The sequence below is a fragment of the Priestia sp. YIM B13552 genome (assembly GCF_042787775.1).
In the GTDB taxonomy this organism is placed as follows: Bacteria; Bacillota; Bacilli; order Bacillales; family Bacillaceae_H; genus Priestia; species Priestia megaterium_E.
In genome coordinates this window covers 360,349-382,894 of sequence record NZ_JBHZOU010000004.1, presented here as the reverse complement: position 1 = coordinate 382,894, position 22,546 = coordinate 360,349, and the positions used below count along the sequence as shown (strand labels likewise).

Below are 22,546 nucleotides of genomic sequence, written 5' to 3'. Positions count from 1 at the left end.
TTGCATGTATTAGGCACGCCGCCAGCGTTCATCCTGAGCCAGGATCAAACTCTCCGAAGAAATGTTTGACTTGCTCAATTAAAAAATAAAATTTAACGTTGACGTTTGTCGCTTTGTTCAGTTTTCAAAGTTCAACCGCCGCTCTTAAGCGACTTTACCATCATAACAAGTTGCAAGCTAGTTGTCAACAAGTTTTTTTATTTGTTTATCACTTCGATGTTTGCTTTAGCAGTTCATCTTAGCGACATTTAATAATATACCACGCCTTCTTTTATTGCGCAATAGTTTTTCGATATATTTTTAAAAACTATTTTCTTGTAAGTGAAACGCTAGCCAATTAATAGATACTAGCATATCTAGAGCCACACTAGCATAATGTCTATTAAATCATTATCCGCCAAGGAGGCGTTCACTTGGATACCTTAATTGCAGCTGCACTCTATTTGTCCTTTTGTATGTCTATTCTCTTAATTTCACTTGCTTATTGGGAATCAATTCAAATCTCTAATAAAGAAGGAAAAGTCAACGGCCTTTCATTTATTTCACTTTCAACATTCAGCATGATTTTTTGTTTGTTTACTTCATATTTTTATACCATTCTTTATTAATATGATGTTACGTTGTCTTCTTAATAAAAAGGAGACATTTCTTTATTTTATTACAATATTCGCATTCGGTATACTCACTTATTGAAATCAATACGATAAATTCAGTTACTCCCCTTCTTCATACGTACAGTGGACAATGAAGGAATTTGTCGAATGATTTTTTGGAACACTTTCTTTAAATTTGATAAACTACTTTTAGAAAACGCTTTCATATACACTTTAACATTATTCAAGGAGGAAACCAAATGAAACCATTGCTTGAATTAACGGTTGGAGAACTTTTAAAAGAAAGTACAAAAAAGTTTGGGCATCAAGAAGCGGTTATTTACTCTGAACAAAATATTCGCTATACGTACGCGGAATTTTATCAAGAAACCTCTCGAGTTGCAAAGGCCCTTCTAGCCACCGGTCTCAAAAAAGGCGACCATATCGCTATCTGGGCTACCAATGTGCCGGAATGGTTACTTCTTCAATTCGCAGCAGCTAGAATAGGCGCTGTTTTGGTTACCCTTAATACAAGTTATCAATCCTCTGAATTAGAGTATGTATTGAGGCATTCTGATACAACAGCGCTATTTTTCATTGATGAATTTAAAAGCACTTCTTATACATCTATTATCACCGGTATTGAACATAATCTTCCCAAACTAAAACATCTTATAAACTTAAGTGGATCAAGCGAACATACGTCTTGGAACGAGTTTTTAATGAGTAGCTTAATGGTATCGGATGAGGTTCTCGATAAGCATGAACAATCCCTACATATCCATGATGTTATCAATATGCAATATACTTCCGGAACAACAGGTTTTCCAAAAGGAGTTATGCTAAGTCACCATAATATAGTAAACAACGGCTTTTTAGTTGCTCAGTCTATGAAACTGACCAACGAAGACCGCTTATGCATCCCAGTTCCTTTCTTTCATTGCTTTGGATGTGTGCTGGGTGTTCTAGCATGCGTATCTGTAGGTGCTACTATGCTACCGATTATTGAATTTCAACCTGCCTCTGTTTTACGCACCGTAGAGAAAGAAAAATGTACAGCTCTTCACGGTGTACCCACTATGTTTATTGCGGAATTAAATGCACTTGAGTTTGATCAATATGATTTATCTACTCTTCGCACAGGAATCATGGCTGGTTCTAATTGTCCAGCAGAAGTAATGAAGCGAGTCATACATGACATGGGCATCAATGAAATTACCATCGCCTATGGTCAAACCGAAACGTCTCCTGTAATCACCCAAACAACCCCAACTGATTCTATCGAGCGGCGAGTACAAACGGTTGGCAAAGTTCATAATCATGTACAGATTCAAATTATTAATCCAATTACAGGTAAACCAGCTTCTTTCGGAGAACAAGGAGAACTTTGTGCAAAAGGATATTTAACAATGAAAGGATATTACAAAATGCCGGAAGAAACAGAAAAAACAATTGTAGAAGGTTGGCTACATACAGGAGATTTAGCTACCATCGATAAGGATGGCTATGTAAAAATTACAGGACGTCTAAAAGATATGATTATTAGAGGCGGAGAAAATATTTATCCAAGAGAAATTGAAGAGTTTTTATATAAAATACCCGAGATAGAAGATGTTCAAATTGTCGGTATTCCTGATCCAAAGTATGGAGAACGAGTTGCTGCATGCATTAAACTCAAGCAACATTCTTTGCTTACCGCTCAAGAAATCCAAGACTTTTGCAAAGGTAAGCTTGCTCATTTCAAAATTCCGGAACATATTTATTTTATAGACGACTTTCCCATGACGGCATCCGGCAAGATTCAAAAATATAAATTACAAGAAAAAATCGTAGCACTTTATAAATAATCAGATTTTTTTGAATTTCACCTGTCATTATGAAGAAAAGTTTACTATACTGATACATATCTGTTTTTCTTCTTTCATACAGATATAAACAACAATGTTTATTGAAATAGGTGAAAATAATGGAAAATGAAATGTTGCTCAAATTAGGTATTTCCGCTGTACTTGGTCTTATTATTGGAATTGAAAGGGAACTAAAACGAAAGCCTGTTGGTTTAAAAACATCTCTCGTAATTTCCATTATTAGCTGTTTACTCACGATTGTTTCGATTGAGTCTTCTCAAATTTTTAATAAAGGTGATCATATCACAATGGACCCGCTTCGTCTGGCAGCTCAAATTGTTTCTGGAATTGGTTTTTTAGGGGCGGGCGTCATTTTACGAAAAGAAAATGACAGCATCTCAGGGCTTACAACAGCGGCTATTATCTGGGGAGCAGCAGGTATAGGCATTGCTGTAGGTGCAGGGTTTTATCCCGAAGCTATTACCGGAGTTGTACTGCTCATCATCAGCGTTGAACTTCTCCCCTTCCTTATTACTATTTTGGGGCCTAGGCAACTGCGCGAGAAAGAGCTTATTCTTCAACTCAAGCTGGCGGATAAGCACAATATCTTTGATACAACTAATAGCATTAGAGAAAAGAATATTACAATTAAAAATATTCGAATCAAAGATTTAGACACCAATGAATTGTATATACGAATGAAAGTGTCAGTTAATAACCAGCGCCCTACTACAGAAGTGTATTACGAAATTCAAAAAATCAGCGGTATTCGAAGCATTGAAGTTGAAAATGTATAAATAAAAAACGGCCAATTGGCCGTTTTTTATTTATACTTTTTAATCTGTTGTAAAAATTCCCGCTGTTTTACTAGAGACAGCCGGTATTGATCATCGATAATTTCTGTTAATAACTCATGTTTACGGCTCTTTGACACATTCAATCTGTGGATAAGAACTCTGCATTCATACAAAAACTGTGTATACTGTGTGTAACTATCATCATAATTTGAGGATAAGTCTTCTTTGATTCGTTTTGTCAACAAAGGACTAGCGCCATCTGTGGATATTGCTAACGATAATCTCCCTCTAGAAAACTGTGCAGGAATTTGAATATTTCCATCGGAAAAGCTGCTGGCCATATTAACCAACTGATCATTTTTAATATGCTGCTTAACAAACTTATTCACAGCTTGATCATTTGTAGCCACAACAATTAAAAAGACATTAAGTAAGTCTTCTTCTCCTACTTTTTTTCTTTTTACACGCAGCTGATCTTTAGCTTCCCATTCATTTATTTCAGCTGAAACAGTTGGAGCAACCACTGTAATGGCTGCTCCTTCTTGTAAAAAACCTTTAATTCTACGAGTTGCGATTGTTCCGCCCCCAACTACTAAGACCGAACGACCCTTTAAATCAAGCATAACGGTATACATCGTATTGATTTCCTTTGCTCGATAATAACGTTTTTACTTGGTGACTTAAAATGTGCGCAAGTCCATCATGATAACCTAGGTAGTTGGCTAAGATAAACTGCTGGGCATCTGTTGATAGCTGCTCCAATTCTTCCTTAATTTCGTTCATTAAAATACCGGTAAACAAGAGGTACGGAAGAACGAATACTTGCTTATACGAAGTTCGTTGAGCAAGGTGCAGGCCTTCTTTTAAATTAGGAGAAGCTGCAGCTAAATAGCATGTGCTCACTTCTTTAAAAGCACCTTTCCCTTTTAGCAGTTGAGCTATTTCGTTAAAATCTTTTTTTACAGCAGGATCACTGCTTCCTCTGCCGACCAACAATACCATCGAATCTTCATGCTTATCCACATTGGTTTCATTGATTCTCTCTACCAAGATATCAACAATTCGTTCGTCCACGCCGAACGGTTCTCCGTACAGCACTTCTACCTGGGGATAACGTTCATATACTTTGTGTATTTCTTCGGGTATATCATGCTTTGCATGCGCAGCTGTTAATAACAGAAGAGGCACAATTGCAATACGAGTAGCACCTTGTTCAATACATGCTTCAAATCCTTGTTCAATAGTGGGGGAAGCTAGTTCTAGGAAACAAACTTCTTGAATCGGTACATCTAGATTTTTTTTACATCTTTCAATAAAAGCAACTGCCTGATCAGCGCCTTCTTTTACGCGGCTGCCATGGCAAACATATAAAACTGCATCCATATAATCAACCTCTTTAGTAAGCTTCTTGTGCATACGAATAGTAATGCTGTCCAGTCTTCTCAAACCAATTTAATCGGTCATGAAAATTCACAACTTCACCAACGATAATCATACTTGGATTTTCAATTTGTTCTTCTTTAACAATATCAACAATTGTACCAAGAGTTCCAGTTACAGTGCGCTGGTCCGCGCATGTTCCCCAGTGAATCAATGCAATTGGCGTAGCTGAAGTTTTTCCGTGTTTCATTAACTGTTGGCAAATGTACGGTAAGTTCCGCACTCCCATATAAATTGCAAGAGTATCTACACCTTTGGCTAGGCTATCCCATTTAATTGCATCATGCTCGCTATCTTTACGATGGCCTGCTACAAAAGCAAAGCTTGCGCTGTATTCCCGGTGAGTGACAGGGATTCCTGCATAAGCAGCGGCTGCGATGCCTGATGTAATTCCTGGAACAATTTCAAATGAAATGCCCTGCTGCACGAGAGCTTCTGCTTCTTCCCCTCCGCGTCCGAAAACAAATGGATCTCCGCCTTTTAAGCGCGTTACAATTTTTCCTTTTTTAGCGAATTTCACTAAAAAATTGTTAATTGTTTCTTGCTTGAGGGTATGATAGTTCGGAAGCTTTCCGCAGTAAATGATATCTGCATCACTTTTAGCATACTCCAGCAGGTCCTTATTCACTAAACGATCATATAAGATAACATCTGCTTGCTGAATTGCTTTCAACCCTTTTAATGTAATTAAATCTGGATCTCCCGGTCCTGCACCGACTAGATATACTTTCCCCATGAATGCCTTTCACCCTTCCATCATTTCCACGTCTCCGCAGCGCTCCCACATTTTAATTTGAATTAGAACAGCGGACAAAGTCCGCTGTCATTTAGATGAATTTTCTGTTAGCTAAATATTCAATAACAGTTTGTACACATTCTTCTACAGACTGTGTGCTTGTATTAATTGTTAATTCAGGGTTAGCCGGTGACTCATACGGAGAATCAATTCCTGTAAAATCACGGATTTCTCCGCTTCTTGCTTTTTTGTAAAGGCCTTTTGGATCTCTTTTTTCACATTCTTCTAACGGACACTCCACGTATACTTCCAAAAATTCATTCCCCTCTAAGATCTCACGCACTTGAGCGCGGTCCTCTTGGAATGGAGAGATAAATGCTGTTAGTACCACTTGACCGCTGTCTACAAATAGCTTAGAAACCTCACCGATACGGCGAATATTTTCTGTACGATCTTCAGCAGAAAACCCTAGATTCTTATTTAAGCCGAAACGAACATTGTCACCATCTAATACATAGTTGCGAATATTTTTATCAAAAAGCGCTTTTGCCACTGCGTTTGCTACGGTAGATTTACCTGAACCCGAAAGACCTGTAAACCATAATACAAAACTGTGATGATTATTTTGCTCGCGTCTTTCCTCTTTTGTAATTCCAGCATCATGCCACGTAATGTTTGTTGATTTGCTCACTTCAACCGCTCCTTATTTTGAAGATACTTTTTGTTTTGCTAATCCTTTAATTAACACTTCAATTACTTCTTTACGGCTGAATGTGCTTGGTGGCACTTCTCCGTTACGAAGCATTTCACGTACCTTTGTTCCAGATAGAATCATATGATCTTCCTTGCTGTGAGGGCATGTTTTCGTTGATGCCATCGCTTCACACTTCTTGCAATAGAAGCTGTGTTCAAAGAATAAAGGTGTAATTCCTAATTCATCTGCTGTAAAGTTACTGAAGATTTTTTGGGCATCATATGTTCCATAGTAGTCACCAACACCAGCGTGGTCACGGCCTACAATGAAATGTGTGCATCCAAAGTTTTTTCGAACCATTGCATGGAAAATAGCTTCTCTAGGTCCAGCATAGCGCATCGCAGCAGGGAAAACTGCTAAAGCTACACGATCGCTAGGATAATAGTTCTCTAAAAGTACTTCATAACTTTCCATACGGATATCTGCTGGGATATCATCTGACTTTGTTTCTCCTACGAGTGGATTTAAAAACAGGCCGTCTACAATTTCTAATGCCGTTTTTTGAATATATTCGTGCGCACGGTGAACAGGGTTACGAGTTTGGAATCCAACAACCGTTTTCCAACCGCGTTCTTCAAATGCTGCTCTTGTTTCAGTTGGATCTAGGTAATACTTTTCAAAACGCGTTTTAGGTGTACGTTCTACAAGTACGATTGGACCTGCTACGTATACATTTGGGCGTTCCATCATTTTTTTCACGCCAGGATGAGCAAGTTCTGCCGTGCGGTATACATTTTCCGCTTCTTTTTCTTTATTTGGCGTATATACTTCAGAAACTTCTAAAACACCATACGTTACGCCGTTTTGAACTAGTTTTACTTTGTCGCCAATGTTTAATTCTTTAGCTTGCTCTTCTGTTACAGGAAGAGTGATAGGAATACTCCATACTGTGCCATCTGCTAAACGCATATTTTCAACAACTGATTGATAATCTTTTTCTCCTAAAAATCCTGTAATTGGGCTGTAAGCACCAATTCCAATTAGTTCTAAATCACTTAGAGCCATGTTATCTACTTCGATTTCTTTTGTTAGTGAAGTGTAGTCATATGTTGGTTGATATAAATTAATTAATTCTCCACCGTGTGCTTGAATTGTTGTCATTTTGTAAAATCCTCCTTAAATAATTAACACAATATAATAAAAAGCACTTGAATCACGCAGTCATTTTTTCTTTTTCCGACTGCAAGCTTGCTCTTTTTCTTCTAGTCGTTCTAGCTAAGCTTAGAACACCTGCTGTGGCAATGCAGCCGCTAGCTAGCACCACAAATGAATATAAGTCGCTTTCAAGTACTAATTTCACAAGAACATATGAGATTACGAGTGAAAATACGGGGGATACCACCCAAACCTTTAACATTTGAATGACCACTTCACGCTGTTCTTTCGTGAATCCCGTTTTCGCTGCTCCTATTCCAATAATAGAAGACGTAGTGACCTGTGTAAGCGGTACTGGCAAACCAAAAAGTGAAGCTGCTGTAACAAGAGAAGCACCAGTACCCGAGATAATGCACCCTTCTCCTACAGAATAGCGAGTAATTTTTTTCCCGTTTGTTTCAATAACTCGGCCGCCTAGTAAAAGAGCTCCGAGCGCCACAGCCAGTCCTCCTGTTATGACACCCGTTGTGGCATCCATTAATCCAGCTCCTACTAGAGGACCGACAGCATTTGCCACGTTATTCATTCCAGCTGAGAAGGCTTCAAAGAATCCCGTGGCTATAACTAAAATCGTTAAAACTCTTTTCCACTTTCCCTCTGCTTCTTTTTTATGCGCTCTGCGTTTTATCACTTTTCCAATCAAAAAAGCAATGACAAATGAAACCAGCGGAACAATAATCCAAAAAGACATGACAACTAAAAGTTTTTCCACATACAGAGATTGATAAGCTACTCCTACTCCAACAACTGAACCAACCGTTACTTCACTTGTTGATAGAGGGATACCAATTAAATTCGCGAAAAAGAGTGACAGCGTTGCAGCAGCCAGAATGATAATAACTAATTCTACTGACAGCAATTTTTCAGGTATGATACCTGAACTGATGGTTTTTACCACCTCGCCGCCTCCGATAATGGCTCCGAGCACAATACCTACAGCACAGATGAACAAGGCTACTCTTCGCTTTTTAATCGCACCGGAGCCGTATGAAACGCCCATAGCTGCTGCTGCACCGCTTGCCCCGATATTCATTGCAAAAAAAAGCGCAATGATAAAGGCAACATATAAAAGCATCATTTATTCAGCTCTTTCGTATTTAAGATTCGTGTAATCCGCATTCAACTTTTTGTGTACCTGCCCATCTTCCTGAACGTAAATCGTCTACATTGTAGGCAGGTGCGGTACAAGGCTCACAGCCGATGCTTGGGTAGCCTTGATCATGAAGTTTGTTATATGGTAAATCATGCTTATACACATAGCGCCAAACTTCTTTCCAAGACCAATGAATTAACGGGCAGACTTTAACTTTCTTGAATTTCTCATCTTTATTAAAATAATTCGTGTTGGCACGAGATTCAGACTGCTCGCGTCTCAAACCAGAAATCCACGCATCATAAGGAGCAAGAGATTCCCTTAACGGGATGATTTTTCGAATTTGACAGCATAGGTTAGGCTGACTCTTCCAAAGCTCATCTCCATGTTTCTCAGCTTGTTCTGCAAGAGTTAAATCCGGTTTTTTTATATGAATACGCAAATCAGGAAAGCGTTCTTTAATTGCATCAATCACTTCATATGTTTCTTTAAAATGAACGCCCGTATCTAAAAAGACAATTTCAGCATCTTTTTTCACTTTTGAAATTAAATCAATTAACACAATCCCTTCAATACCAAAGCTTGATGCGTAAATAATTGAATCTCCGTAGGTATCATACGCCCACTGCAATGCTGAAAGGGCTCCTTTTGTTTCATCTTCACTGTCGAACTCTGGAAATGTATCACTCCAGTTTTCGTACGTATATAAGTCTGCCATTTTCTTCACTCCAATTCTTAGTTATCCGCGTTATCCAATAAAAAAAGGCGGTTTTACCCACTAGAATTGGATAAAACCGCCTCTAGTGTGTCTAGTCAGCGAAACTATTTAATTCTTACTTTTCTTCGACGTGCTCAAAGATTTGTTTTAAGTCGGGGGTTACAGTCATTGATGTCCCTCCTTAAATTATCGCTTGCGCTATATCAAAATAAAAAGTCTTCCATATTGAAAGACTGGGTAGGCAATAACTTTTTACCTTATCTTTCAAAATGATACACACTTTGCTGGAATTAGCACCTTGCTAAGCAGGTTGCCGGGGTTCAGCGGGCCAGATCCCTCCACCACTCTTGATAAGCATTTTTTAAAAATTTTAGCATATTTAGAATATTTGTCAACATTAAAAATCATATATCCGATAAGAAAACTATACTTTAAATTCACAGAAATATCTATACTTTTATTTAAAACAACATATGTAAATTTAAACCAAATGTGAACATATCAGTTTATAAAACGCTTTCTTTTTCCTCAACTTTTTATATTCTCTTCCTAAATAAAACACAACACCTCTCTATAAAATTAATAAGGGATTTATAAGCTTTACGGATAATTCACCCACATTAGCACACATTACAGATAACACTGACTGACAGATAGGAGCTATATAAGATGGAGAGACATTCCTTTCAATTAGACGATACAATTAAAAATAATGTGCGAACATATTTACAGCAAATTTCAACTGAAGCCTCTAATTTAATTAAACATTTAGATACGAGTGATCATTGTATCCTATGTGATTTTGAGGAGATGAGAAGGTTATTTCAAGATGTTCAAGCTACGGCCGCCTCTTATTACTTGCGTCATTATCTATCGCCTTATACATTTGAATATGCTGCTCTGTCCTTAGCTATTCATAACCTTTCTGAGAAACGTCACGGTGCTTTAATTGTCATTGAACGGGAACAAAATGTAGACCCTCTTATTCAAAAGGGAATGCCTATTCAAGCTCCTGTCAGCGCTACGCTAGTTGAGACACTGTTCTACCCAGGGACACCCTTACATGACGGAGCCGTCCTAATTAGAAATAATCAGCTTATCTCAGCTGCTAATGTTTTACCTCTCTCGTCTATTATTTCAACGACCAAAAAATTGGGAACACGTCACCGTGCAGCCATTGGAATGTCGGAAAAATCGGATGCATTAATTTTAGTTGTATCTGAAGAAACAGGCAAAATTTCGTTTGCTCTTGATGGAAGCCTCTACCCTATTCACTCCAGCAAAAATATGATTTAAGAGCCCTTTCCTGATAAGCAGCCCCATCTTGACTTCTATATCCTTTCTCTTTAATATATTTCATAGTTTTTACATACTATAGATACGGGTGATGCATATGGCAATTTTAAAATTTGAACATGTAGGCGTTCAAGTAAAGGATATAGAAGAATCTATTGAGTTCTATACGCAAAAAGTGGGATTAGAGCTCATCGAAACACTGCCACATACCGATCCGTCTTTGAAGCTAGCTTTTCTAGGTTTAGAAGGCAATGTAATCGTAGAGTTAATTCAAGGGTATAACTCAAGCTTACCTAACGAAGGTAAAGTTCATCATTTTGCGCTGGCGGTAGACGGAATTGAAGAGGAGTTTGAGCGTTTAAAATCAGCAGGTGTTTCATTTGTGGAAGAAAACATTGTAACTTTGCCAAATGGAGCAAGATACTTATTTTTCTACGGTCCAGACAAAGAATGGATTGAATATTACGAAGTAAAAAGATAAAGATATCTTATACCTTCAGTGAAAAATGGTCATACTGTGGCTATGACTAATCACTGGAGGTTTTTTTATGATGGAATGGCTATTATTTCGACTTTTCCGTCGTTCTATTTTAGTGCGGCTTCTTTTTATTATCGGCTGCCTTGTTCTACTTTTTGGCATGCTTATACATTTCCTAGAGCCGCAAACGTTTGGGAATGTATTTGAAGGAATTTGGTGGGTTATTATTACAATCTCTACTATAGGGTACGGTGATTTTGCTCCGACCACTACGATTGGAAGGTTAGCTGCAATTATTTTAGTCCTGATCGGAACGGGATTTATTACCACTTATTTTGTTACGCTTTCTAAAATTGCTGTTTCCGCTGAGAGCGCTTATTTGGAAGGAAATTTAAAATTTTATGGAAAAGATCACTTCATCGTTGTTGGGTGGAATGAGCGCGCCAAACTCGTGTTAGAGTCTTATCGCGACGCATTTCATAAAGAAGACATTGTTCTTATCGACGACTCTCTGACTAAAAATCCCATGATTTGTGATCGCGTTCATTTTATTAAAGGAAGTCCTTCTCATTATGAAGTATTAGAACTTGCCAACGCTCGGTACGCAAAAAAAGTGCTGATTACTGCCGATCAGCATAAGACAGAAGAATATGCAGACATGAATACGATTGTTACGTTAGTCGCTCTGCAAGGATTGAACCCTTCTATTTACAGCATCGTTGAACTGTTAACAAAAAAGCATATTCAAAATGCACAAAATTTGGGGGTGAATGAAATGATCAAAACAAATGAGTTGATTAGTCAAGTCATGTACGAACATATTTTTGTGAAAAAATTAGAGAGTTTAAAAAAAGAATAGTTCCTTCAATTACTGAAGCAGCGCATCTTCTGCCTCTCTAATTAGCTCTTCTCCTAAGCTGATATACTTTTCTGGAAATGAAGCGTCTGCGTCTTGGGGTTCTGCAAACTGATTAAATGAAGCACTCACATTTCCATTGTGAACATCGTCATCTAGACCAATTTGATATTTATGTGAAAGTAAAAATGGCGTCCCAATCTGTACGGTTGTTCCTTTAGAATCCAGTTCTCCGTTCGTAGCTGTAAACGGGATACGTAAAAACTGATAGCCGACTTCATCATTCATCTTATAGTCGAATGAACCATGGTCGTAATCCCAATTCCCTCCAATGTTATACCCAAGCGGCTTAAGCGTTTTTTCTAATTCGTAAAGCTTGAATAATGTGCCTTCTAATCTTGAAGATAATTCAATCATGTTATCCCTCCTCTGTTTTAACATGTCCTTTTTCCAGCGTTTTATCCTTTATCTCAAAAGCAAAAAAGAGGTTGAGTCATAACGAAATGAATCCAATCTAAAGGCGAACAAACTGGATAAAGCAGCTCGTATAAATCGCTTGTGATACCGCAGTTGATGTCCGTGCAAGGCTTCGCTTTCCGCGCGCGGGCGTGAGCCTCCTCATCGCTTGCGCTTTTCCCGCAGGAGTCTTCTTCGCCTTGCCCTCCAATCAACTGCTAAAAGGACCTAAACAGATGAAACTATATTCACCATAACAAAAAAAACGAACCACTCATCAAACATGTTGATCAATGGTTCGTTTTTCAATTGGGCTAAAATACTTTTGTACCGCCCTCTTTTTACTTATTTCAAACGCTTTTCTAATTCTGCTTTTTTCTCTTCAAAACCAGGTTTTCCAAGAAGAGCAAACATATTTACTTTGTATGCTTCTACTCCCGGCTGATCGAATGGGTTTACGCCTAATAAATAGCCGCTGATTGCACATGCTTTTTCGAAGAAATATACAACATATCCGAACGTATACTCATCTAGCGCAGGAATGTTCACAACTAAGTTTGGAACGCCTCCATCTGTGTGAGCAAGCATTGTACCTTGGAACGCTTTTTTATTTACAAAGTCAACTGTTTCACCAGCTAAGTAATTTAATCCATCTAAGTCCGCTGCATCTTCTTCAATTGTTAGCTCATGACGAGAATCTTGAACTTGTACAATTGTTTCAAAAATATCACGACGACCTTCTTGTACATATTGACCTAAAGAATGAAGATCCGTTGAGAAGTTAGCAGATGAAGGGTAAATACCTTTTTGGTCTTTTCCTTCACTTTCGCCAAATAACTGTTTCCACCACTCAGCAAAGTATTGAAGAGCTGGCTCATAGTTAATCAGCATTTCAATTGTTTTTCCTTTATTATAAAGCACATTACGAGCTACAGCATATTGATAAGCTGGGTTCTCTTCTAGCTCTGATGATGAGAATGCTTCTTGAGCATCAGCTGCCCCTTTCATCATTTGTTCGATATCAAGACCCGCAGCGGCAATTGGTAATAAGCCAACCGCTGTTAATACTGAATAACGGCCGCCTACATCATCTGGAATAACAAATGTTTCATAGCCTTCTTCGTCCGCTAATGTTTTTAATGCGCCGCGCGCTTTATCTGTTGTTGCATAAATACGCTTGCGTGCTTCTTCTTTGCCATATTTCTCTTCTAATAATTTACGGAAGATACGGAAAGCAATCGCTGGTTCTGTTGTTGTACCAGATTTTGAAATAACATTAATAGAGAAATCTTTATCTTGTAAAACATCCATTAAGTCTTTCATGTATGTTGAGCTGATGTTGTTACCAGCAAAAATAACTTGCGGAGTTTTACGCTGTTCTTTTGATAATGTGTTATAGAATGAATGCTGAAGCATTTCAATAGCAGCACGAGCACCTAAGTAAGATCCTCCAATACCGATAACAATTAATACATCTGAATCAGATTTAATTTTTTCTGCACTTTTTTGAATGCGTGCAAATTCTTCTTTGTCATACTCCGTAGGAAGGTCGACCCATCCTAAAAAGTCATTTCCAGCACCTGTTTTCTCATGAATTGAATGGTGAGCTACTTTCACGGCATCACGTAAGTATGTAAGTTCATGTTCACCAAAAAATGATAACGCGTTTGAATAATCAAAACGAACATGTGTCATAGTTTGTTCCTCCATTAAAATATCTTTATTTTTCACTTTATCGAAACTGTTAGCTGAATTCAAGTGAATCCACTTACAATTTGACACAATCATTATAGTTTGTTGAAACTGCAATCATTGTATGTACCCTTTTATTTAACGATAAATTCAGTTGTGAAGTCAACTAATGTTCTTTGATTACAGGACGTAATTCATGCACGATTACGCAAATAATAAGCAAATGAAAAACGACTAAAGAGTGGTCTTCAATCGTTTTTTATTTGCTTATCGGGTGGTGTAATATAGTTCATTTCACCTATTTTCACATATTGTCTCGGTTTATAAGAGGCTTTTAAAAGGGAAGAGTCTATTGATATGGAATTTTCAGCTTGGTTTTTAGAAGTGAGTAGCATCCTGTTTTCTTCTTTCATTTCCAAGTGATTATTCAGCACAAATCCGCTCATACATAATGCGGTAAAAATGAGAAAACTGATGGCTATTTGTTTCCTATACATTTCCATCACCTCACTCTTAGAGTGACAATTTCGAGTGATTTTTATACGTTCAAAAAATTTTTTTATGTTTTTTTTTATGGATTTTGTGACGAGTTTCTATTTATTTAATAAGGTTTGAAAAATCCGCTGATACTAAGAAATAGCATGGATGCATGCATAATTAAATTATTATATAATCGGTTACAGAATTGAATATCACAAGGAGGTTTGTCTTTTGTCGTGGTTGCACTTGGTGATTTTATCGCCTTTTTTATTAGCCTTTTTTGTCCCCCTTCTGTATAGGAAATTCCAGCGTATTCATACAGGATGGTTTGTTTTACCTCTTCCACTTGTGTTGTTCATTTATTTCACACAATATATCAGTGGTGTTTCTAAGGGGGAAACATATCTACATTCAATGAAATGGATACCTAGTCTGGGCATTAACTTTGATGCCTATGTGGATGGACTTGGTCTTCTGTTTTCTCTATTAATCACCGGAATTGGGACACTTGTTATTCTTTACTCCATTTATTATCTTTCTAAGACAAAAGAAGCACTGCATTCGTTTTATGTCTATTTGCTTCTTTTTATGGGGTCGATGCTAGGAGTTGTATTATCAGACAACCTAATGAGCCTTTACAGCTTTTGGGAATTAACAAGCCTTTCATCTTTTTTATTGATTGGTTATTGGTATAAACGAGAGAAATCTCAATACGGAGCCTTAAAATCTATGCTCATTACCGTATTCGGAGGACTTTCCCTATTAGCAGGAATTGTGCTTTTATACGTCATGACAGGTACTTTCAGCATACGCGAAATTATCTCAAACGTAGATGTAGTCACATCAAGTCATCTATTCATTCCAGCTCTAGTCCTCATTTTATTAGGGGCCTTTACAAAATCTGCTCAGTTTCCTTTTCATATTTGGCTGCCAGATGCAATGGAAGCTCCAACCCCAGTGAGTGCATACCTTCATTCAGCCACAATGGTAAAAGCGGGCATTTATCTTTTAGCAAGACTTAGCCCTGTTTTTGCTATAAGCGCCACTTGGTTTTTTGCTATTTCAATTATAGGACTAATTACACTGTTTTGGGGCTCATTTTCAGCAGTAAAGCAACAAGACCTGAAAGGGATTTTAGCTTTTTCAACCATTAGTCAGCTCGGGATGATTATGTCACTTATAGGAGTAGGTAGCGCAGCTATTCACTATGATTTTTTAGACGATAATATCTACTTAGTAGCTCTTACTGCGGCGGTCTTCCATTTGATTAACCACGCTACCTTCAAAGGCAGCTTGTTTATGGTAGTAGGGATTGTCGATCATGAAACAGGCACGCGTGACATTAGAAAGTTAGGCGGGTTAATGAGCTTCATGCCTGTGACATTTACCATTGCTATCATCGGGGGATTTTCAATGGCGGGTCTTCCTCCCTTTAATGGATTCTTAAGTAAAGAGATGTTTTTTACAGGCATGGTAAACGTGACAAAAATGGATATGTATAGCATGCAGACGTGGGGAATTTTGTTGCCTATCATCGCTTGGTTAGGAAGTATTTTCACTTTCGTCTATAGTATGATTCTTGTCTTTAAAACCTTTACAGGCAAATACCAGCCCGAAAAACTAGAGAAGAAGCCGCATGAAGCACCAGTAGGTATGCTTATTTCACCTGTTATTTTAGCATCACTGGTTGTTATTTTCGGCTTTGCTCCTAATTTATTAGAATCAACCCTTATTGAGCCAACAATGGCCTCTATCGCACCTAGCCTGCTAGCTGAAGGTAAAGAATATCAAGTGCATATTAAATTTTGGCATGGCTTTACGCCAGAATTATTTATGACGCTAGGGGTCATCATATTTGGTATTTTGTTATTTATGACGATTCAAAAGTGGTCAAAAATTTATACACGATTCCCTTCTTCTTTAACGCTTAATAACGGCTATAATTATGGAATTAAAGGGATGGAAAAAGGGTCAACACGTATCATGAAAACATTAATGACAGGATTTATTAGAGACTATCTTTTAATCATTTTTACTTTCATAGGCATTTTACTTCTCGTGACGCTCTTTTCTCAGAATGCCTTTGCAATTGATTTAAAAGATACTGCTTCTATAGGCGTTTATGAAGCCATATTAGCAGTCGTAATGGTTGCGGCTACTATTACAACTTTATTGGCAAAATCACGCCTCACAGCTATTATTTCGCTCGGAGTTGTCGGGTATACGCTCTCTTTATTTTTCGTACTATTCCGAGCTCCTGACTTAGCTTTGACTCAATTAGTTATTGAAACTGTATCGGTATCCCTGTTTTTACTATGTTTCTACTACTTGCCCGAGTTTCGGAAGCGAAAAGTAAGGGTGAAGTTTCAGCTGCCAAACTTACTGGTTGCTCTTCTTGTAGGAACGACGGTTACACTGCTTGGCATATCAGCAAACAGTACGAAACTATTTGAATCGATTTCACATTACTTTATTGAAAACAGCTATGAAAAAGCAGGCGGCGAAAACATGGTGAACGTAATCCTTGTGGACTTCCGCGGATTTGATACACTATTTGAAATTACCGTACTTTGTATAGCAGCTCTTGGTATCTATGGCATGATTCGTCTTCGGTTAACAAAGGAGGAAGAAGAGTGAAAAAAAATGATTTGATACTACAAACCACAACGAAAGTAGTCACGTTCATTATTATCATTTTTGCCATTCATCTTTTCTTTGCAGGTCATTATACACCGGGGGGAGGGTTTGTTGGGGGACTTACTACCTCAGCAGCCCTTGTATTACTACTGCTGGCTTTCGATATAAAAACCGTATCGAAAGTCATCCCATTTGATTATAAGAAGGTCGCGGCTTCCGGACTGCTGCTAGCTATTTTAACTGGGCTTGGGTCATTTATTTTCAAAGTCCCATTTCTAACTCACACATATAGCTACTTTAACCTTCCCCTTCTCGGGAAAACATCTTTAGCTACCGTTGTACTATTTGATTTAGGTGTATATCTAGTAGTTGTTGGTGTGACGATGACCATTATTCAAACGATTGGAGAGAGTGAATAGTGGAAATATTAATGTCCATAGTGGCAGGGATTCTATTCACTGCCGCTGTATATCTCATGTTATCGCGCAGTTTACTGCGAATTATTATTGGAACAGGCTTATTAAGCCACGGTGTTCACCTGTTAATTTTAACGATGGGCGGATTAAAAGGGGGGAGTGTTCCCCTTCTAGGAGAAAAGGCTTCTTCTTATACAGATCCTTTACCTCAAGCCCTAATTTTAACTGCCATTGTCATAAGCTTTGGCGTCACTTCTTTTTTCCTTGTACTAGCGTACAGGGCTTATCAAGAACTCGGAACAGACGATATGGACAAGTTAAGGGGAAATGAACATGACGAGTAATTTTGTAATCATCCCACTGCTTATCCCGTTTGTTGTAGGTGTTGTGCTCATTTTTTTCAAAGACAATATTAAACTTCAAAGGATAATCAGTGTTTTATCATTAATCACCACCACTGCTTTTGCTGCCTATTTAGTACAACTGGTTCAGTCAAAAGGTATTTTAACTCACGAGCTTGGGAACTGGAAGCCTCCTTTTGGAATTATTCTAGTAGCGGACATGTTCGCGTCCCTTCTCGTACTTACTGCTAGTGTGGTAACACTATGCTGCGTTCTTTTTGCCTTTCAAACGATTGGGGAAAAGCGTGAACGCTTTTACTTTTATTCATTTGTACAATTTTTATTAGTAGGCGTATTCGGTGCCTTTTTAACAGGTGATATCTTTAACTTATTTGTCTTTTTTGAAGTCATGCTTATGTCTTCGTACGCTCTTATTGTAATTGGCGGTACAAAAGCACAGCTTCGAGAGTCACTTAAGTATATTTTAGTCAATGTCATTTCATCCGCTTTGTTTGTCATTGCCGTTGCTTATTTATATGCCGTAACAGGAACTCTCAACATGGCGGACCTTTCACAGCGAATTGCTGAGGCGAACCAGCCGGGAATTTTAACAACCATCGGCATGCTTTTATTTATCGTCTTTGCCTTAAAAGCAGCTTTATTTCCAATGTATTTCTGGCTTCCAGGTTCATATAGTGCGCCTCCGCCGGTTATTATCGGGTTGTTTGGTGCTTTGCTCACAAAAGTAGGCGTTTATTCGATTTTCAGGACTTTCACTTTACTGTTTTACCATCATCCTGAATTTACTCATCAAATTATCGGCTACGTTGCGCTTTTGACTATCGTTGTTGGTGCAGTAGGCGCCATTGCTTATTCGGATGTAAATAAAATCTTAATTTATAACATTATTATTGCTGTCGGAGTCATTGTCTACGGTGTGACCTTGACAACAAACGCAGGTTTTGAAGGAGCTATTTATTATTTAATTCACGACATGATTATTAAAGCAGCTCTATTCCTTCTTGCCGGAAGCATCATTCGAATAACTGGAACAACAAAATTAAAGAAAATGGGTGGGTTAATTAAAGACTATCCGCTGCTTGGCTGGATGTTTTTTATCGCTACTATTTCGTTGGCAGGAATTCCTCCCCTAAGCGGCTTTATTGGAAAATTCCTTTTAGTTCAGGGCGGCTTAGAATCAGAGAGCTACACGTTTGTAGGAGTTTTACTGGTTTCAAGCCTGCTTGTTTTATATTCTGCCATTAAGATTTTCATGAGCTGCTTCTGGGGTGAACCTAAGCTTTCTTCTGAGCATGAAAAAGTATCCCTTAGAGGCATTCTATACCCATCTGCTATCTTACTTGCTGTTTCTGTCTTTTTGGGACTAGGTGCAGAAGCTGTTATTCCTTATGTGTCAACAGCCGCTCAAACGCTTATGGATCCTTCAATTTATATCCAATCGGTGTTAAAGGAGTAGATCTGCATGTCATTTCAACTATTATTAAACGTAATCATTGCATTCACATGGATGTTTTTGAGGGGGATTTGGACACTCCCTTCCTTTATTATAGGTTTTTTCTGGGGAGCAGTACTGCTGTTTGTTTTCCGCCGTTTTTTTCACAGACGTTTTTACTTGCATAAAGTGTATGCGATCATTAAACTGCTGTTTATTTTCATACGAGAATTATTCAAAGCCAATATTGCAGTGACTAAGGACGTATTGCGCCCTAAATTAAATATTCAGCCAGCCATCTTTGCAATGCCAACCCGTCTGGAGAGTGAATGGGAAATTACCATTCTTTCTCTTTTAATTACGCTAACGCCAGGCACACTGGTGATGGATGTGTCCGATGATAATTCTACTATCTATATTCATGCAATCAATACAGACGATATTGATGACATTATTACAGATATTCAGCAAACATTCGAAAAAGCTATTATGGAGGTGAGTCGTTAAATGCTCGATATTTTTTTAAACGTTTCGCTCATTCTCATTTCTGCTTCAACTATTGGGTTTGTTTATCGAGTGGTAAAAGGTCCGTCCACTGCTGATCGAGCAATGGCCCTTGATGCTATTGGAATTAACATCATTGCCATCACGGCCATCATCTCGATTATTTTTCGAACTCAGGCTTTTTTCGAAGTCATTTTACTGCTAGGCATCATAGCCTTTGTAGGTACCGTTGCTTTTTCTAAGTTTTTAGAGAAAGGAGAAGTGATTGAATATGAACGTGATCAGTGAAATCATTGTAGGAGCTTTGGTACTAATAGGGTCTCTTCTGACAGTTGTGACCATGATTGGGCTCATTCGCTTGCCTGATACGTACACAAGAAGTCACGCTGCCTCAAAAAGTGCTACCTTGGGCGTTCTGTTTATATTAGTGGGCTGCTTACTCTACTTTTGGATCGACACCGGCCATATTAGTGCACGGTTAATTTTAGCGATTGTCTTTGTGTTTATCACCTCTCCTATTGCTGGGCATTTACTAGGGAGAGCGGCTTATTACAGCGGAGTTCCTCTTTCTGATAAAACCGTTCGGGATGATTTGAAAACCAAACAGCAGAAAAAGCTTACCCATCATGAATAGAAAAAAAACGCCGTGCGGTTTGCACGGCGTTTTTTATCGAGAATCTTATAAAGAAGCGCGTAGGATTGCTAGTACATCTTCTTTGTTTAATTTTTTAAATTTACCAAATTCACCTTTAGCCATTGCACGATCAGCCATAAGATCTAATTTGTCTTCACCAATATCATAATCAGCTAAGCGAGTTGGTGCACCTAGGCTTGACCAGAATTCACGAAGCTTATCAACACCTTCAAGTGCTACTTCTTTATCCGTCTTGCCTTCTGTATCTACGTTAAATACGCGTACAGCTACTTGCTTGAAGCGATCTACGTTCTCATCCATTACGTGTTTCATCCAGTTCGGGAATAAAATTGCCAATCCACCTGCATGTGGAATGTCATATACAGCTGAGACCGCATGCTCAATATTGTGAGTAGCCCAATCGCCTTGGTGTCCCATTTGTAACATACCGTTTAATGCGATTGTCCCATTGTATAAAATAGTTTCACGTAACTCGTAGTTCTCTAAGTCGTTTAATAATTTTGGTCCCGTTTCAATAACCGTTTGCAGTACTCCTTCACACATGCGATCTTGAAGCGGAGTATTTGTTGCAGCATGGAAATATTGTTCAAATACGTGGCTCATCATGTCAACCATGCCATAAACTGTTTGATTTTTTGGTACAGTAAATGTATTAACGGGATCTAAAATAGAAAATTGAGGGAATGTTGCCGGACTGCCCCAGCCGTATTTTTCTTGTGTTTCCCAATTTGTAATAACAGAACCAGCATTCATTTCTGAACCTGTTGCTGCTAATGTTAGCACTGTTCCAAATGGAAGAGCTTCAGCTGCGAATACGTCGCGGTTAATGATGTCCCATACGTCTCCATCATATTTTGCGCCTGCTGCGATTGCTTTTGTACAATCGATTACGCTTCCTCCACCAACTGCAAGTAAAAATTCAATACCGTTTTCTTTACAAATATCGATTCCTTTGCGAACAGTTGTCAGACGAGGATTCGGTTCTACTCCCGCTAACTCATGTACTTCTGCATTCATGTCATTCAGTACATCCATTACTTGATCATATAAACCGCTGCGTTTTACGCTTCCTCCGCCGTATACTAATAATATCTTTTTACCAAAGCGACTTGCTTCTGTTTTTAATTGCTCTAATTGACCTTTACCAAAAATTAATTTTGTAGGGTTATAAAATGTAAAATTGTTCACTATAAACTCCTCCTTACGAGCTTGATTACATGCATCATTATGAAGAACAACTTTTTGATTGTAAAGAAAATTGACTTCCTAAAGATTATTCCCTGTTGGCTAGATGCTCACCCCATCCAAATGAACGTTTATTTGTCTGTATCTTCCAAAAGTAAATATGCATATTTCCCTCTAAAAAAAGCAGGCTAATAAGTGAACTACAAAACAAGGAGGGTTCATCATGAGTGGTATTCAACGTATTGCGCTCGTATTAACGATTATTGGAGCAATTAACTGGGGACTTATTGGCTTTTTTCAATTTGATTTAGTAGCAGCAATCTTCGGCGGTCAAACATCTGCTTTCTCCCGCATTATCTATGGATTGGTTGGAATCGCAGGACTGATTAACCTAGGTCTATTATTTAAACCTTCTGCTGAAGTAGAGCGTACAGAACCTAGAACGGAACATTAAAAAAGAAGGATAGCTAAGCTATCCTTCTTTTTTTCTTATTTCTTAATTAGATCTTCGCGGTTTGATTGCTCAATCCACTCTTCTAATTTTTCTTTTAATGTGTTGAATCCTTGAGTAGATTCAGTATGAACTGTTGCTTGACCTTGACGCTTTTTAGCAGGTTTTTTAGGTGCAGAAGCTTCAGTTTTTTCTGGAGCTGGCTCAGTTGCACGAATAGATAAACCAATTTTACCAGTTGACTCATCAACAGATAAAACTTTAACGTTTACTTCGTCTCCTACTGATAAATGTTCGTTAATATCTTTAACGAAGCCATGTTTTACTTCTGAGATATGAACTAATCCTTGAGTTTCTTCATTTAATGCAACGAATGCACCGTATGGTTGAATTCCTGTTACTTTACCTTTTGTAACAGTACCGATTTCAAATTTTGACATATAAACACTCCTAGATACCTTATTATTTTCACCATTATAGCCAATTTAAAATTATAGCACAGTTCATAGATTG

Annotated in this window: 26 protein-coding genes, 1 rRNA gene and 1 riboswitch; of the genes, 14 read left to right on the top strand and 13 right to left on the bottom strand. The window is 38.1% G+C overall.

Translation table 11 applies throughout. From position 1 onward, the window contains the following. Positions 1-60 (bottom strand): 16S ribosomal RNA (locus ACFX40_RS19025); the annotation flags it as partial. Between the two features lie 353 nt (positions 61-413). Between ACFX40_RS19025 and ACFX40_RS19020 the strand changes: the two genes are divergently transcribed. From ACFX40_RS19020 to ACFX40_RS19010, 3 genes are all read left to right on the top strand, one after another. Then, positions 414-608: a hypothetical protein gene (locus tag ACFX40_RS19020; protein ID WP_028409574.1), complete on the top strand. Its 195-nt coding sequence runs from the start codon at positions 414-416 to the stop codon at positions 606-608. Positions 609-853: 245 nt separating this feature from the next. Beyond that, positions 854-2,440, top strand: coding sequence for an AMP-binding protein (locus tag ACFX40_RS19015; protein WP_377255857.1), 1,587 nt, complete (start codon positions 854-856; stop codon positions 2,438-2,440). 119 nt (positions 2,441-2,559) lie between these two features. Then, the gene (locus ACFX40_RS19010; protein WP_013059577.1) at positions 2,560-3,237 is read left to right on the top strand and encodes an MgtC/SapB family protein; all 678 of its coding nucleotides are present in this window, start codon (positions 2,560-2,562) and stop codon (positions 3,235-3,237) included. A 26-nt stretch (positions 3,238-3,263) separates the two neighbouring features. On the opposite strand, the gene ACFX40_RS19005 is transcribed toward ACFX40_RS19010, so the two are convergent. The 7 genes from ACFX40_RS19005 to ACFX40_RS18975 form a co-directional block, all read right to left on the bottom strand. Next, entirely contained in the window at positions 3,264-3,872 is a 609-nt protein-coding gene (locus ACFX40_RS19005; RefSeq protein WP_098525551.1) for an NAD(P)-binding protein, read from the bottom strand. Beyond that, entirely contained in the window at positions 3,853-4,620 is a 768-nt protein-coding gene (locus ACFX40_RS19000; protein ID WP_098525550.1) for a sirohydrochlorin chelatase, read from the bottom strand. The genes ACFX40_RS19005 and ACFX40_RS19000 overlap by 20 nt, the downstream gene beginning before the upstream one ends. A 13-nt stretch (positions 4,621-4,633) precedes the next feature. Further along, positions 4,634-5,413 carry a uroporphyrinogen-III C-methyltransferase gene (gene cobA / locus ACFX40_RS18995; protein ID WP_057239738.1) on the bottom strand — a complete coding sequence of 260 codons (780 nt, stop codon included), beginning with the start codon at positions 5,411-5,413 and terminating at the stop codon, positions 4,634-4,636. Between the two features lie 91 nt (positions 5,414-5,504). Beyond that, positions 5,505-6,104, bottom strand: coding sequence for an adenylyl-sulfate kinase (cysC, locus tag ACFX40_RS18990; protein WP_014457932.1), 600 nt, complete (start codon positions 6,102-6,104; stop codon positions 5,505-5,507). Positions 6,105-6,116: 12 nt separating this feature from the next. After that, on the bottom strand, positions 6,117-7,268 hold the full coding sequence (gene sat / locus ACFX40_RS18985; RefSeq protein ID WP_013059582.1) for a sulfate adenylyltransferase: 1,152 nt from the start codon (positions 7,266-7,268) through the stop codon (positions 6,117-6,119). Between the two features lie 52 nt (positions 7,269-7,320). After that, on the bottom strand, positions 7,321-8,400 hold the full coding sequence (locus tag ACFX40_RS18980) for a sulfate permease (RefSeq protein ID WP_377255854.1): 1,080 nt from the start codon (positions 8,398-8,400) through the stop codon (positions 7,321-7,323). A gap of 19 nt (positions 8,401-8,419) precedes the next feature. Beyond that, the gene (locus tag ACFX40_RS18975; RefSeq protein ID WP_028409580.1) at positions 8,420-9,133 is read right to left on the bottom strand and encodes a phosphoadenylyl-sulfate reductase; all 714 of its coding nucleotides are present in this window, start codon (positions 9,131-9,133) and stop codon (positions 8,420-8,422) included. Between the two features lie 254 nt (positions 9,134-9,387). Then, positions 9,388-9,490, bottom strand: a riboswitch (SAM riboswitch). A 312-nt stretch (positions 9,491-9,802) separates the two neighbouring features. Between ACFX40_RS18975 and cdaS the strand changes: the two genes are divergently transcribed. From cdaS to ACFX40_RS18960, 3 genes are all read left to right on the top strand, one after another. Then, entirely contained in the window at positions 9,803-10,429 is a 627-nt protein-coding gene (gene cdaS / locus ACFX40_RS18970) for a sporulation-specific diadenylate cyclase CdaS (RefSeq protein ID WP_034276407.1), read from the top strand. A 97-nt stretch (positions 10,430-10,526) separates the two neighbouring features. Next, the gene (locus tag ACFX40_RS18965; RefSeq protein ID WP_060745800.1) at positions 10,527-10,910 is read left to right on the top strand and encodes a VOC family protein; all 384 of its coding nucleotides are present in this window, start codon (positions 10,527-10,529) and stop codon (positions 10,908-10,910) included. Between the two features lie 67 nt (positions 10,911-10,977). Continuing rightward, on the top strand, positions 10,978-11,766 hold the full coding sequence (locus ACFX40_RS18960; RefSeq protein WP_028409582.1) for a potassium channel family protein: 789 nt from the start codon (positions 10,978-10,980) through the stop codon (positions 11,764-11,766). 9 nt (positions 11,767-11,775) lie between these two features. On the opposite strand, the gene ACFX40_RS18955 is transcribed toward ACFX40_RS18960, so the two are convergent. From ACFX40_RS18955 to ACFX40_RS18945, 3 genes are all read right to left on the bottom strand, one after another. Further along, the gene (locus tag ACFX40_RS18955; RefSeq protein ID WP_016765797.1) at positions 11,776-12,180 is read right to left on the bottom strand and encodes a YugN-like family protein; all 405 of its coding nucleotides are present in this window, start codon (positions 12,178-12,180) and stop codon (positions 11,776-11,778) included. Positions 12,181-12,233: 53 nt separating this feature from the next. Beyond that, positions 12,234-12,434 (bottom strand): hypothetical protein, encoded by a 201-nt coding sequence (locus ACFX40_RS18950; protein ID WP_341476795.1) that lies wholly within the window; start codon positions 12,432-12,434, stop codon positions 12,234-12,236. A gap of 130 nt (positions 12,435-12,564) precedes the next feature. Beyond that, positions 12,565-13,914, bottom strand: a complete 1,350-nt coding sequence (locus ACFX40_RS18945) for a glucose-6-phosphate isomerase (RefSeq protein WP_013059589.1) — start codon at positions 13,912-13,914, stop codon at positions 12,565-12,567. A 708-nt stretch (positions 13,915-14,622) separates the two neighbouring features. Between ACFX40_RS18945 and ACFX40_RS18940 the strand changes: the two genes are divergently transcribed. The 7 genes from ACFX40_RS18940 to mnhG are packed head-to-tail and all read left to right on the top strand — an operon-like array spanning position 14,623 to position 20,376. After that, positions 14,623-17,028: a Na+/H+ antiporter subunit A gene (locus ACFX40_RS18940; protein WP_377255851.1), complete on the top strand. Its 2,406-nt coding sequence runs from the start codon at positions 14,623-14,625 to the stop codon at positions 17,026-17,028. Then, on the top strand, positions 17,025-17,447 hold the full coding sequence (locus ACFX40_RS18935) for a Na(+)/H(+) antiporter subunit B (RefSeq protein ID WP_013085301.1): 423 nt from the start codon (positions 17,025-17,027) through the stop codon (positions 17,445-17,447). The genes ACFX40_RS18940 and ACFX40_RS18935 overlap by 4 nt, the downstream gene beginning before the upstream one ends. Further along, on the top strand, positions 17,447-17,788 hold the full coding sequence (locus ACFX40_RS18930; protein ID WP_013059592.1) for a Na(+)/H(+) antiporter subunit C: 342 nt from the start codon (positions 17,447-17,449) through the stop codon (positions 17,786-17,788). Before ACFX40_RS18935 ends, ACFX40_RS18930 begins: the two co-directional genes overlap by 1 nt. Continuing rightward, positions 17,778-19,262 (top strand): Na+/H+ antiporter subunit D, encoded by a 1,485-nt coding sequence (locus tag ACFX40_RS18925; RefSeq protein ID WP_028409585.1) that lies wholly within the window; start codon positions 17,778-17,780, stop codon positions 19,260-19,262. Before ACFX40_RS18930 ends, ACFX40_RS18925 begins: the two co-directional genes overlap by 11 nt. Before the next feature lie 6 nt (positions 19,263-19,268). Beyond that, on the top strand, positions 19,269-19,745 hold the full coding sequence (locus ACFX40_RS18920; RefSeq protein ID WP_013059594.1) for a Na+/H+ antiporter subunit E: 477 nt from the start codon (positions 19,269-19,271) through the stop codon (positions 19,743-19,745). After that, positions 19,746-20,030 carry a Na(+)/H(+) antiporter subunit F1 gene (locus ACFX40_RS18915; RefSeq protein WP_013059595.1) on the top strand — a complete coding sequence of 95 codons (285 nt, stop codon included), beginning with the start codon at positions 19,746-19,748 and terminating at the stop codon, positions 20,028-20,030. It abuts the gene before it with no gap. Further along, a complete protein-coding gene (mnhG, locus tag ACFX40_RS18910; protein ID WP_013085304.1) occupies positions 20,014-20,376 on the top strand; it encodes a monovalent cation/H(+) antiporter subunit G in 363 nt (120 codons plus the stop codon). Before ACFX40_RS18915 ends, mnhG begins: the two co-directional genes overlap by 17 nt. Before the next feature lie 45 nt (positions 20,377-20,421). On the opposite strand, the gene ACFX40_RS18905 is transcribed toward mnhG, so the two are convergent. Beyond that, entirely contained in the window at positions 20,422-21,585 is a 1,164-nt protein-coding gene (locus ACFX40_RS18905) for an iron-containing alcohol dehydrogenase (RefSeq protein ID WP_013085305.1), read from the bottom strand. 220 nt (positions 21,586-21,805) lie between these two features. Between ACFX40_RS18905 and ACFX40_RS18900 the strand changes: the two genes are divergently transcribed. After that, positions 21,806-22,036 (top strand): DUF378 domain-containing protein, encoded by a 231-nt coding sequence (locus tag ACFX40_RS18900; RefSeq protein WP_013059598.1) that lies wholly within the window; start codon positions 21,806-21,808, stop codon positions 22,034-22,036. A gap of 35 nt (positions 22,037-22,071) precedes the next feature. Here the strand turns inward: ACFX40_RS18900 and yugI are convergent, their stop codons facing one another. Then, positions 22,072-22,473 (bottom strand): S1 domain-containing post-transcriptional regulator GSP13, encoded by a 402-nt coding sequence (gene yugI, locus ACFX40_RS18895; protein ID WP_013059599.1) that lies wholly within the window; start codon positions 22,471-22,473, stop codon positions 22,072-22,074. Positions 22,474-22,546: the final 73 nt, after the last annotated feature.